Source organism: Arthrobacter sp. MMS24-T111, from assembly GCF_054888995.1.
Map to the genome: position 1 here is coordinate 1,416,111 of NZ_JBTZRO010000001.1, position 12,352 is coordinate 1,428,462.

The 12,352-nt window shown below is 66.9% G+C and carries 11 protein-coding genes and 1 pseudogene; 6 read left to right on the forward strand and 6 right to left on the reverse strand.

Annotated elements, in window-relative coordinates; all coding sequences use genetic code 11:
* Positions 1–23 precede the first annotated feature (23 nt).
* From ureG to ACX5I6_RS06580, 3 genes are read left to right on the forward strand one after another with little or no spacing between them, the layout of a single operon-like run.
* Positions 24–641, forward strand: coding sequence for an urease accessory protein UreG (gene ureG, locus ACX5I6_RS06570; protein ID WP_461839908.1), 618 nt, complete (start codon positions 24–26; stop codon positions 639–641).
* Positions 638–1,594 (forward strand): urease accessory protein UreD, encoded by a 957-nt coding sequence (locus ACX5I6_RS06575; RefSeq protein ID WP_461839909.1) that lies wholly within the window; start codon positions 638–640, stop codon positions 1,592–1,594. Before ureG ends, ACX5I6_RS06575 begins: the two co-directional genes overlap by 4 nt.
* Positions 1,594–2,631: a HoxN/HupN/NixA family nickel/cobalt transporter gene (locus tag ACX5I6_RS06580; RefSeq protein WP_461839910.1), complete on the forward strand. Its 1,038-nt coding sequence runs from the start codon at positions 1,594–1,596 to the stop codon at positions 2,629–2,631. Before ACX5I6_RS06575 ends, ACX5I6_RS06580 begins: the two co-directional genes overlap by 1 nt.
* Before the next feature lie 65 nt (positions 2,632–2,696).
* Here the strand turns inward: ACX5I6_RS06580 and ACX5I6_RS06585 are convergent, their stop codons facing one another.
* Positions 2,697–4,538: an adenylyl cyclase gene (locus ACX5I6_RS06585; RefSeq protein WP_461841679.1), complete on the reverse strand. Its 1,842-nt coding sequence runs from the start codon at positions 4,536–4,538 to the stop codon at positions 2,697–2,699.
* A gap of 254 nt (positions 4,539–4,792) precedes the next feature.
* Here ACX5I6_RS06585 and ACX5I6_RS06590 point away from each other — a divergent pair, with 254 nt between their 5' ends.
* Complete coding sequence (locus tag ACX5I6_RS06590) at positions 4,793–5,845, forward strand: LacI family DNA-binding transcriptional regulator (protein ID WP_461839911.1); 1,053 nt, start codon at positions 4,793–4,795, stop codon at positions 5,843–5,845.
* A 34-nt stretch (positions 5,846–5,879) separates the two neighbouring features.
* Here ACX5I6_RS06590 and ACX5I6_RS06595 read toward each other — a convergent pair whose 3' ends face one another.
* From ACX5I6_RS06595 to ACX5I6_RS06615, 5 genes and pseudogenes are all read right to left on the reverse strand, one after another.
* Positions 5,880–6,329, reverse strand: a complete 450-nt coding sequence (locus ACX5I6_RS06595; RefSeq protein ID WP_285246820.1) for a transferase — start codon at positions 6,327–6,329, stop codon at positions 5,880–5,882.
* A gap of 112 nt (positions 6,330–6,441) precedes the next feature.
* Positions 6,442–7,101 carry a GntR family transcriptional regulator gene (locus tag ACX5I6_RS06600; RefSeq protein ID WP_285246947.1) on the reverse strand — a complete coding sequence of 220 codons (660 nt, stop codon included), beginning with the start codon at positions 7,099–7,101 and terminating at the stop codon, positions 6,442–6,444.
* A gap of 123 nt (positions 7,102–7,224) precedes the next feature.
* Positions 7,225–8,235 (reverse strand): transketolase family protein, encoded by a 1,011-nt coding sequence (locus tag ACX5I6_RS06605; protein WP_461839912.1) that lies wholly within the window; start codon positions 8,233–8,235, stop codon positions 7,225–7,227.
* Positions 8,232–9,140 carry a transketolase gene (locus ACX5I6_RS06610; RefSeq protein ID WP_461839913.1) on the reverse strand — a complete coding sequence of 303 codons (909 nt, stop codon included), beginning with the start codon at positions 9,138–9,140 and terminating at the stop codon, positions 8,232–8,234. Before ACX5I6_RS06610 ends, ACX5I6_RS06605 begins: the two co-directional genes overlap by 4 nt.
* Before the next feature lie 36 nt (positions 9,141–9,176).
* Positions 9,177–10,513 (reverse strand): annotated as a pseudogene (locus ACX5I6_RS06615) (MFS transporter).
* Between the two features lie 186 nt (positions 10,514–10,699).
* Between ACX5I6_RS06615 and ACX5I6_RS06620 the strand changes: the two are divergent.
* Both ACX5I6_RS06620 and ACX5I6_RS06625 read left to right on the forward strand, forming a co-directional pair.
* Positions 10,700–11,524, forward strand: coding sequence for a sugar phosphate isomerase/epimerase family protein (locus tag ACX5I6_RS06620; RefSeq protein WP_461839914.1), 825 nt, complete (start codon positions 10,700–10,702; stop codon positions 11,522–11,524).
* A gap of 26 nt (positions 11,525–11,550) precedes the next feature.
* Positions 11,551–12,324, forward strand: coding sequence for an SDR family NAD(P)-dependent oxidoreductase (locus tag ACX5I6_RS06625; protein ID WP_461839915.1), 774 nt, complete (start codon positions 11,551–11,553; stop codon positions 12,322–12,324).
* Positions 12,325–12,352 lie beyond the last annotated feature (28 nt).

Sequence of the window (12,352 nt, forward strand, 5' to 3'; positions counted from 1 at the left end):
GCTTTTGAGTCAAAGGAGGACACATGCCTGAACCCATCAAGATCGGCGTCGGCGGACCCGTCGGTGCAGGAAAGACGCAGCTCGTGGAGCGGCTCACCCGGCACATGAGCGGGGAAATCTCCATGGCCGCCATCACCAACGACATCTACACCATTGAGGACGCCAAAATCCTTGCCGCCAACGGCATCCTCCCCGTGGACCGGATCATCGGCGTCGAAACCGGCGGCTGCCCGCACACCGCCATCCGCGAAGACACCTCCATGAACACCGCCGCCATCGAGGAACTCAAAACCCGCCACCCCGACCTGCAGGTCATCTTCGTAGAATCCGGCGGCGACAACCTTTCCGCCACCTTCAGCCCGGAACTCGTCGACTTCTCCATCTACATCATCGACGTGGCCCAAGGCGAAAAGATCCCCCGCAAAGCCGGCCAAGGCATGATCAAGTCCGACCTCTTCATCATCAACAAAACCGACCTCGCACCCCACGTCGGCGCTGACCTGGCCATCATGGAGCGGGACTCCAAGGAATTCCGCGGCAACAAACCGTTCTGCTTCACCAACCTGAAAACTGACGAGGGCCTGGACAAGGTCATCGACTGGATCCGGCACGACGTCCTGATGCTCGATCTGGCGCAATGACCTCCAACAGTTCCAGCGTCCAATCACCTTGGGAGGCGCCCGCGGATGAAGGGGGCCGTGCCCGCTTCGCGGTGCCCGCCACGCCGCGGCCCCCTTCATCCGCGTTCGCTGTTCGCCCAGTGAGAGGGCGTTTGGAGTTGGGCGTCGAGGTGCGCGGGCGGAGGTCCCTTGCCTCACATCAGTTCCATGAGGGGGCCCTTCGGGTACTCCGGCCTCACTACCTCGATGACTCGGGGCAGGTTTGTTATGTCGTTGTGAATCCTGGTGGGGCCTATCTGGGGGCTGACCTGTTCTTGGTGGATGTCGAGGTGGGTGACTCTGCTTCCCTGCTGCTCACTACGCAGTCGGCTACCAAGGTTTATCGGACTCCCGGGTCGTTTGCCGAGCAGCGGATGGCGGTGCGGCTGGGGGAGGGGGCGCGGCTGGAATCCTTGCCGGACCAGCTCATCGCCTACCGCGAGGCCAGCTACCGGCAGCGGACCTCCGTGACACTGCGGCCGTCGTCGTCCCTGGTCATGGCTGAGGTGGTCACTCCCGGCTGGTCGCCGGACGGTTCGGCTTTCCAGTACCGGGAAGTGCGGCTGCGCAACGAAATCCGCGTCGAAACCGACGGCGGAACCCACCTGCTGGCGCTGGACAACCTGCTGATCCGGCCGCCACTGCACGACGTTACCGGGCTCGGATTCATGGAAGGCCACAGCCACCTCGGGTCCCTGGTGGTAGTGGATGCGAGGGTTGACCAGGCGCTCGCCGACGAACTGCACGGGCTCACCGCCGGCCGCGACGCGCTGACAGGCATCTCACTGACGCGCCCAGCTGCGGGGACCACCGGGCTGGTTCTGCGGAGCCTCTCCAACAGCACCGACGAACTGAACCGGCTGCTCCGGTCCTGCACCGACCTCCTGCGCAGTCGCTGGTTCGGCCAAGGCCCGCTGGACCTGAGGAAGCACTGATGACCAGCATCGCCGCGCTCTACCGGGACCGGGACTCCCTGCCGCTCCGGACCCGCGTTCTGTTCACTTTCGGCGCGGTGGCCGCACTGCACGCCGCCGCCGTCGTCCTCCTGCTCGCCGGCACGGCCGCCGGCGGCGGGCAACCGCTGACCTGGGGCCTGTTCCTCACCGCCTACCTGGCCGGCGTGAAGCACAGCTACGACTGGGACCACCTGGCAGCCATCGACAACTCCACCCGCAAGTTTGTGGCGCAGCGTCAAGACCCGGTCAGTGTTGGCTTCGCCTTCAGCCTGGGGCACAGCTCCGTGGTGGCCCTCGCCGGGGTGCTGGTCATCGCGGGAGTATCCCTGGTGGGTGGACTGATGCAGGACGGTTCGGCCGGCAACCTGGTCCTGGGCCTGATCGGCAGCGGCGTGTCCGGCCTGTTCCTGCTGGCCATGGGACTGTTCAACGGTTCCGCCTTCGTCCGCTCCGCCGGCGCCTACCGCCGCGCCCGCAAAGGCGCCGCCGTCGAGCCCGGGGACCTGGAATCGCAAGGCGCGGTGGCGCGGCTGCTGGCCCGGCCGCTGTCCAGGGTGCGCCGGCCGCGGAACATCTACGTGATCGGGTTCCTGTTCGGCCTGGGCTTTGACACTGCCACCACCATCGGGCTGCTGATGATGACGACGGCGGCCTCGCTGGCCGGAGTGCCGCCGTTCGCTTTGCTTGCACTGCCGGTCTCTTTTGCCGCCGCGATGACACTCTGCGACTCCGTGAACGGCATGGCCATGCTGCGGATGTACCGCTCCGCGCTGGACGACCCCCGGCGGAAGCTCGGTTTCAACGCCGTGGTCACGGGCATCTCGGCAGTGTCCGCCCTGTTCATTGCCGTGATCACGCTGGGCGGATTCCTGCACTCCGCGTTGTCCCTTGACGACCCCGTGACGGGGTGGCTCGGATCGATCGACCTGGGCGACGCCGGCCTGCTGCTGGTGGCCTTGCTGTTGGCCGTATGGGCCGGCGCGGCGCTGAAGGGCAAGGCATTCCGAACCAAGTGACGGGGCGCGGTACCACCGGCACCGCGCCCGCCAGGTCCGGACCTTACCGGACGGAATCAGCCTGGTCAGCCGAAATCGGCTACGTAGCTGGGAACACCCACGGCGTCGGTTGAGACCGGCGCCCCCGTGTCGTTGACCACGTGATCCAGCGTGCCTGCGCCGAGGTTCACCGTCAAAAGGCTGTGCAGCTTCACGCCCGGCGTTACCGGCACCTCGAAACCCCTCGTTGCGTGGATGCTGGGGTCGACGTTGGTGTAAACGTAGCTGCCGCCGCCCCAGAGCTCGTGGGCCTTGACGGAGTCCGCCACCTTGTAGCCTGCCCAGCCCAGGACCCCGTCATGCTGCCACGCGGCCTGGTTGGGGGCGTCGTAGGGCAGCTCGTTCTGGAAGAAGACCGTCCTGCCGCCTTCTCCATTCCAGATGACGTTGTACTGCTGGTAGTGCTCCACGAACAGGCCCGTGGCGGTGACGTTGTTGCCGTTGACGATCACGCCGTTCGCGCCGGTGTTGGTGGTCCAGCCGACGCCGTTCCCGTGGTCGGCGCGCCAGGCCCAGATGTGGTCCAGGAGGACGTTGTCGCTGTTGACTTCCAGGCTGACCGAGGCTTTGCCGCTGTGCGGTCCACCGACGCGGAAGAACACATCATGGAGCGTGGTGGGGTTTGCCGGATCATTGTGCACGGATGAGCTGGACGGCCCGCTCCCATTGCCCCTGCCGATGCGCATCAGGGCGGGCGAATTCACCTCGCCGGCGTCCACCGTGACGGCGGCGATGTCTACTCCGGGAACATCTGCCACCGTCAGGGGAACTGAGCCGTTGACGGCAGTGAGGGTTGTCATGCCGAGTCCCAGGACCACGGTTCCGGCCCGCTTGACCTCAATGCTCCGGTCAACGTCGTAGACCCCGGGGGTCAGGAGCAGGTTCTTTCCGCGGGCCAGCTGGGAGTTGATGGCCTGCGCTGAATCGGCGGGCGTCGCGACATAGAAGTCTGCCAGGGGGATGCTGCGGCCGGCCGTAGGGCCGTTCTCCCACGTGGTCCCGGCCGAGTCCCGGCGGACAGCCGGCACGAAGACGCTGTACTGGCCGGCCGGATCCACGGTCAGGTAGGGCTTCTCGCGGCTGACGGGAGTGCTGTCCAAGGTGGTGTACGGCGGGTTCGGAAAGGAATCGGCAGGTGCACCGTTCACCCCTGAGAACACCTGGTTCCAGACTCCGTTGGACCAGCTCCCGATGCTGCTGTTGCGGACCAGGTACTGCTGCTGGGAGCCATTGATGACGGCGCCCGTCTTTGAATCAGCGATGAAACCGCCGCTGGCGTACTGCGGACCGGCCGTGCAGTAGTCCATCAGGGAGAGGTTGCCGCCGGTGATGTTGACCCGGCGCATGGGGGAGGCCTGGGAGGCAGCCCAGAAGTTGGCGGAACTTCGGCAGCCCTCCAGGCCGGTGACGTTGATGGTGAGGTTGGACAAGGAGCGCCAGAAGTTGTTGAGCGCGATGCAGTTATCGGCGGCCAGGCACCTGTTGTAGACGTCCACGTGCCCGTTGATGGTGACGTCGGTGGGGGCAGCGCCCAAGCCCGCAACCTCGGTGGAATACCCCACTTGGATGCTCAGCGGCTCTTGGGCCGTGCCGTAGGTGCCGGGCTTGAACAGCAGGGAGTAGCGCTTGGTCCCCATCTCGTCGTCCACTTGTTGCGCCGCAATGGTATCCACCGTGGCCTTGATCCGGGACACCGGCATGCTGGGATCGAAAACGTAGGTGTTTGGTCCGAACGGATTCCCTGCTGCCGGAGCCGGAGCCGGAGCCGGGGCTTGGGGCATTGGCGATGCCGGTGCCTGAGCGGCCGGGCCCCGGGCTGGTGCGGCGGCCTGCGCGGGTGCTGCCCCGCCGGCGGCGAAGAGCCCCATGAGCAAGGCGGCGGCGGCCGCAATCGTTCCGGCCCGGTGCAGGCGCTGTAACGGTAGGGGCTGGGGTGTATCAGGGCGTGGGGCTAGCGGCATTGCTGGTCCTGTCGGTGATGGGGTGGACGGCCAGGGCAGCTGGGGCAGCCGGGCCGAGTGGTGGGAGCGCTCCCGTCGGGGAAGCGTAGCATTGCGTTTTTGCCCCGGCAAGGCTTTTCGGGAGCGCTCCCACGCACCCTTGGTGTCGTATTGTCGTTGGAATGAACGCAAACTCCAGCCGCCCGGGCACGCCACGAGGAGGGCGGGCCAGTCCTACGCTGGAGGACCTGGCGTCGGCCGCCGGGGTATCCCGCTCCACCGCCTCCCGCGCCATCAACGGCGGGTCCAAGGTGAGCGCGCAGGCCCAGGCCGCCGTCGATGCCGCAATCGTGGCGTTGGGCTACACACCGAACCGCGCTGCGCGGAGCCTTGTCACCCGGCGCGCCGGTTCGGTGGCGCTGGTCATCCCTGAACCTGACGCCCGGGTCATGATGGACCCCTACTTCGCCGCCGTGATCACGGGCGTCAATGAAGCGCTGCGCGGCACCGACCTGCAGTTGGTGCTGCTGATGTCCCGGGCCGGGGACGACTCCGCCCGGACCCTCCGCTACCTGCGCGGCGGGCACGTGGACGGTGCCATCGTGGTGTCCCACCACCGGACGGACGACTGGGTGGAGACCCTGGGTGCCACGGGGCTGCCCACCGTCTTCATCGGCAGGCCATGGGACACGGGATCGGGAATTCCCTACGTGGACCTGGACAACTTCGAGGGCGGCCGGCTGGCAGCCCGGCACCTGGCGTCCCTGGGCCGCACCACGCTGGCAACTGTTGCCGGCCCCACCGACATGACGGCCGCCGTCGACCGCCTCGATGGCTGGCTCCAGGGACTCCGGGACGCGGGCCTGCAGCCCGGGCCCGTCATCCACGGGGACTTTACGACGACGGGCGGGGCCGCGGCGGCCGGGCGCCTGCTGGGCGTGGCGCCCGGGGTGGACGGGGTTTTCGCCGCCTCCGACCTCATGGCGCTCGGCGTCGTGGATGCCCTTCGGGGCATGGGCCGGCGCGTACCGGAGGATGTGGCAGTGGTTGGCTTCGACAACCACGCCATCCAGGCATCAAACAGCCTGGGACTCACCACGGTGGCGCACCCCATGGTGGACATGGCGTCAGCGGCAGGACACCTCTTGGTCAGCGCGATCGGCTCCCCCGGGGAACACGTGGCCCCGGTGGTCTATCCGGCTGAACTGGTGGTGCGCGCCAGTACGGTTCCCTGACCGCGCCGGTGCCCGGGCCCTAACAGGCCGGGGCCTACGCCGCGAGTTTTCCCTTGGCTTTGCGGTGCGGCCGGTGGGCGGCGGCGGCCAGGCGCGAATGCGCCCCGGCGAGGACTTCGCTGCCATCGGGCACCGTGCTGTCCGTGACCAGGTGGGCGCCGTGCTCCACCAGGACGCCGGAGCCGATCCTGGAATGGCTGCCAATATGGACCCGGTTGCCGATGACCGTGCCGCGGCCGATGCGCACGCCGTCGCCGATCACTGTCCGGTCACCGATCCGTGCGTCACGGTCGATCCAGCTGCCGTGCCCGATCCTGCAGCCTGAACCCACCTGCGCACCGTGCTCTACGTAGGTCATGGGGCCGATCCGCGCGCTCTCGGCCACCTTCGCTCCCGGAGCGATGAGTCCGCCGCCGTTGTCGTGGCGGGCATACCGGGTGACCTTTCCGGCGTCGTCCTCAACTGACACAAACTTTGCGGTCATACCGTCCCTCGTTAACGCTGCGGCACTCTACCGCACAGTAGGTTAACGGCCGGGAGCTTTCGAGGATTCCCAAACAGGCACAGGCGGCGCGGTTTTTGGTGCCGCCGGCGGACTATGCCACCAGGTTGGCAGCGGCCGTGTCCATGTGTTCCAGGATGGTCTTCCGGGCCAGCGCGGCATCGCCGGTATCGATGGCGGCCACAATGTCCTTGTGCCGGTCCACGCTCATGTTGCTGACGCCTTTTTCCAGTCCGGCGAACATGATGGACATGCGGATGGAGCCCTCCAGGGATTCCCAGGAGTGGAGCAGTGTTTCGTTGCCGGTGAGCCGGCACAGCGTGCGGTGGAATTCGAGGTCGGATTCGATCCGTCCCTCCAGGCTGCCGCCGGCGGCGGCATCCATGGCGTCAATGGCCTTGTGCAGCGAGTCGGTGACCTGCTGCCGGTCAGGCAGTTCGCACAGGGTCCGGGCGGCGAGCGATTCCAGGGCGGCGCGGACGGAGTAGATGTCGCGGATTTCCTTTTCGTCCAGGTGCCGGACGGACAGCCTGCCGCGGGGGCCTGCGGAGAGCAGGCCCTCCTGTTCCAGCTGGCGGAGCGCCTCGCGGAGGGTGCCCCGGCTGATCTGCAGCATCTCGGACAGTTCGGTTTCCACCAGGTGGCGGCCGGGTTCCAGTTCTCCGCTGGTGATGGCGGTCCGCAGCGCCGAGAGCGCCTGCTCGCGCAGGCTTTTCTTTTCCAGTCCCAGCAACGGGGCGGTGAGTCCGGCCATGGCTTCTGTCCTCAATGTCATAAGTCGACTGTCTACAGTCGGGAGTAGTTTCTCGATAGTACGGCAGAATGCACGGCACCGGCTTGGGACCGGTGCCGTGCATTCTCCATGGGGTGCCTTGCCTTAGCCGAGTTCGGCGAGGACCTTGGCGACGATGCGGTCCGTGGCCAGGCCGTAGCGGTCGTGCAGGGTGGGCAGGGCGCCGGCGTCCAGGAACTGGTCCGGGAGTGCCACGGGCACCACGCGCTTGCCCAGCCCCGCGGTGACGACGGCGGAGGCGACGGCTTCGAACAGCCCGCCCACTACGGAGTGGTTTTCCAGCGTGATGGCGAGGCGGTCGGTATTGAGCTCCGCAAGGACGGTTTCGGCGTCGAACGGCTTGATCGTGGGGGTGTGAACGACGGCGACGTCCACGTTGTGTGCCGCCAGCGCCTTGGCTGCCTGGAGGGCACGCATGGTCATCAGCCCGGAGGAGATGAACACGACGTCGTTGCCGCCGCGCAGCACTTTGGCTTTGCCGAGTTCGAAGGTGTAACCGTACTCGTCCAGGACGGTGGGCACGTTGCCGCGCAGCAGGCGCAGGTAGGTGGGGCCTTCCGAAGCTGCCAGCTGCGGCACCGCCTGCTCGATGTCCACTGAGTCGCAGGGGTCCACGATGGTCAGGTTGGGCATGCCGCGGAAGATCGCCATGTCCTCGGTGGCCTGGTGGCTGGGACCGTACCCGGTGGTGAGGCCCGGCAGGCCGCCCACGATGTTGACGTTCAGGTTTGGTTCGGCAGCGTCCAGGCACAGGAAGTCGTAGGCGCGGCGGGCCGCGAACACCGAGTAGGTGGACGCGAACGGGACCAGCCCGGTTTCGGCCAGTCCGGCCGCGGCGCCGAAGAGCAGCTGCTCGGCCATGCCCATCTGGAAGAACCGCTCCGGGAAGGCCTGGGCGAAGATGTGCATGTCCGTGTATTTGCCGAGGTCGGCGGTCAGGCCCACGATCTTGTCGTTCTCCTGCGCAGCCTTGACCAGGGCGTGCCCGAACGGCGCGGAAGAGGTCTTCTGGCCCGGGTCGGCGAAGGAGGCGATCATCGCCGAGGTCTTCAGCTTGGGCTTGGCGGGTGTGGCCGTCGTCGTGGTGGTGCTCATGCTGAAGCCTTTCCTTCATAACCGGCGGTGAGCTGCTCGCGGCAGACCTGCCATTCGTGTTCTTCGATGCGCATGAAGTGCGCTTTTTCGCGCTCCTCCAGCAGCGGGACGCCGCGGCCCACCTTGGTGTCGCACAGGATCACGGAGGGACGTCCGACGGCGGCGGCCTGGGCGGCTGCGTTGTCGAACGCCGCGAGCAGCGCGCCGACGTCGTTCCCGTCCACCCGCTGGGTGTACCAGCCGAACGCTTCCCACTTTTCGGTGACCGGCTCGGTGCGGAGCACGGTGTCGGTCTTGCCGTCGGCCTGCAGGGCGTTGATGTCCACCATGGCGGTGAGGTTGCCCAGCTGGTGGTGGTGCGCGCCCATGGCGGCCTCCCAGGTGGAGCCCTCGTCCAGTTCGCCGTCGGAGAGGAAGTTGAAAACCCGGGCGCTGGAGCCCTGGAAGCGCAGGCCCAAAGCCATGCCGACGGCGATGGTCAGCCCGTGCCCCAGCGAACCGCCCGAGATTTCCATGCCGGGCGTGTAGGTGGACATCCCGGACATCGGCAGCCGCGAATCATCGGAGCCATAGGTTTCCAGCTCCTGGACCGGGACGATCCCGGCCTCGGCGAGGGCAGCGTAGTGGCCGATCGCGTAGTGGCCGGTGGAGAGGAGGAACCGGTCGCGGGCCTCCCAGTGCGGATCCTCTGCCTTGAACCGCAGCTGGTCCCCGTAGACGGTGGCCAGCATGTCCGCGGCCCCCAGGGCCTGCCCCACGTAGCCCTGGCCTTGGACTTCGCCCATGTTCAGGGCGTGGTGCCGGATGCGGTACGCGGCGGCGCTTATCTTGTCCACCCGCTCCGGGGTCGCCCCGGCCTGTGTCTGTCCCTGCGGGGCGGCGCCCTGGATGGTTTCTGTAGGCATTGCGTGCTCCGTGATTCTCTGGTGCGTGGTGGTCATTCAGGCGTTGACCGTGTTGGGGGTGCTTTTGGTGGCTTCGTAAGCGAGCTGCCGTTCCCGCTTGCCCCAGGTTTCCCGAGTGGCGAGCGCGGCCCAGAGGCCGATCAGGGCGTAGGCGCCGAAGAGCAGCGCCGGGCCCATCCAGCCGAAGCTGACGAACAGCAAGGTGGTGATGAACGGCGTGAAGCCGGAAACCATGGCGGAGATCTGGTAGGCCAGGCTGGCACCGGAGGCGCGGGTCTTGGCCTGGAAGAGTTCGGGGAACCAGGCGCCCTGGGCGCCGGCCAGGGAGTTCTGGCAGACCGCGTAGGAGATCGCGATGGTGAGGATGATGGCGACGAACAGGCCGGTGTTGACCAGCAGGAACATCGGGATCGCGAACAGTGCGGCGAAGGCAGTGGACCAGATGTACAGGGGACGGCGGCCGATGCGGTCCGTCAGCGCGGCCCAGGCCTGGGTGGCGAAGATGCCGATGGCAGAGGCGATGCAGAGGGCGACGAGGGTTTGGGTCTTGTCCGCCAGGTGCTGGCTGTTGAGGTAGGAAATCATGTAGGTGATGGATACGGCGTAGCCGGCGGTCTCGGCGATGCGCAGGCCGATACCCTTGACGATGTTGCGCCAGTCCGTCTTGAGGACCTCGACGATGGGTGCCTTCACGATCGTGCCGCTGTCCTTGACCTCGTCGAAGACGGGGACTCGGGAACCTTGGACCGGATGATCAAGCCGACGGCGACCAGCACGATGCTGGCCAGGAACGGGATGCGCCAGGCAAGTTCCCCACCGAGGCCGGCGCTCGCGAGGAACGTCAGGTTGGCCAGCAGCAGGCCCACCGGGAAGCCGGCCTGGACGATGCCGGTGTACTTGCCCTTGGTCTTCCAGGGCGCATGCTCGTAGCTCATCAGGATGGCGCCGCCCCATTCGGCGCCGAAGGCCAGGCCCTGGACGATGCGGACGAAGACCAGCAGTGCCGGAGCCAACAGGCCGACGGCGGAGTAGGTGGGGAGCAGGCCGATCGCGAAGGTTGCCAGGCCCATCAGGATCAGCGAGGAGACCAGGACGGGCTTGCGGCCCACCTTGTCGCCCAGGTGGCCGCCGATGATGCCGCCCAGCGGACGGGCCGCGAAGCCGACGCCCAAGGTGGCGAAGGAGGCGAGGGTCCCCGTGACGGGATCGCTGCCGGGGAAGAAGGCGGTGCCGAAGTACAGCGCGGCAGCGGTGCCGAAGCCGATGAAGTCATACGTCTCGATGACGGCCCCCACGCCGGATCCGATGGCAACTCGGCGGGCGTCCTTGGTGCCGTGGACCGGGCCGCGCATGGTCAGAGCATCTTTGCTCATGGTGGTTCCCTTTCGAAAAGCGGCTGTGGAAGTTCCGCCGCTGTCGACTGTTAACAATTTGGTACGACCAGTGTGACGCACCTCATCTTTACTGTCAACAGTCGACTTTGAGAGTTGACTGTTGACAGTTAACGCAGCTAATGTGGTGCCCATCACTACGGCTCGGCACGATTCAAAGGATCAATGATGTTCCATTCCAGACTTGGGTGCTCATCCATCAGCTTTCGGCACCAGGACCTGGGTACTGCCCTGGGCACCATGAAGGGTCTGGGGTTCGAAGAGATCGATCTGGGCGCCCTGCCCGGGGTCTGCGACCATGTCCCCTACGAACTTGACGAGGCCGCCGTGGCTGCGGTGTCGCAGGAAGTCGTCGCTTCCGGTCTGCGCGTCCGCTCAGTGAACGGCGACATCGGGGACTTGAACGCAGTCCTCGACGCCGATGGGCAGGACGCCAGGCAGCGCCACCTTGACGCCCTGCTCGCCCTCACTGCCAACATTGGGGCCAACGCCCTGGTGCTGCCCTGCGGCGCCCTCGACCACAACCCGGTCCGGAACGTCGAGGAAGACCTGGACCTCATTGCCGGGCAGCTCGCGGCTGCGGCCCGGCGCGCTGCAGGTTTCGGCGTCGAACTCTGGACCGAATCCCTGCACTTCCTGCGGTTCTGCTGGAACCTGGAACGTGCGGGACTGCTGGCCGACCGGCTGGCCGGATCCGGCGTCGGAATCGTCATGGACTTCAGCCACATCACCGCCGCCGGCGAGGACATCCAGGCGTACCTTGACCGGCACCCCGGCCTCATCAGCCACGTCCACCTGCGTGACGCCGTGCCCGGGAACATCAACCTCAGCATCGGCAACGGCAACGCCGACTTCGCCGGGGGCCTGAAGCGTCTCGCGGCCGACGGCTATGCCGGCCACTTCTCGCTCGAACTGGAAACCCGGGACGTCACCCATGACGAACGCCCGGCCGCCGCCGCCAAGGCTGCAAGCTTCATCACCGACCTCATCTGACCTGCACACACCCAAGGAGCACCACCATGACCACCATCCAGCGCACCGCCGTCCTCACCGGAGCAACTTCGGACCGGGGCATCGGCATCACCACCGCCCGCCGTTATGCCCGTGAAGGCTGGGGCATCGTCATCCTGGACCTCGACGGCGAGAAGTCCGCCAAGGTCGCAGCCGAAATCGGCAACGAATTCAATGTCCCCGCGTTCGGCCACGAGATCGACGTCGCCAATGAAGCCTCCGTCACCGCCGCCCAGGGCGCCGTCGCCGCCGAAGTGGCAGCGGGCAACCTGCCCCCTGTTGGCGCCCTGGCCAACATCGCCGGCATCACCTCCCCGATTCCGTTCCTGGAGACCACCCTGGAACTGTGGCACAAGGTCATGGACGTCAACGCCACCGGCACCTACCTGGTGACCAAGGCCTTCCTGCCCGCCATGATCGACAACGGCTGGGGCCGGATCGTGAACATGTCCTCCGTCTCCGCCCAGCGCGGCGGCGGCGTCTTCGGCAAGGTTCCCTACTCCGCTGCCAAGGCGGCCATCCTGGGCTTCACCAAGGCCCTCGCCCGTGAGCTCGGTAGCACCGGCGTCACCGTCAACGCCATCACCCCGGGTGCGGTGGACACCAACATCCGCGTGGGCAGCACCGAGGAGCAGGAAGCAGCCATCAACGCCGGCATCCCGCTGGGCCGGAACGCCACCACCGAGGAAGTGGCCTCCGTGATCACCTTCCTGTCCTCCGAGGACTCCGCCTACCTCACCGGCACCACCATTGACATCAACGGCGGCAGCCACATCCACTAACAGCCGGCCCCGGCGCCAGCCAGAAAGC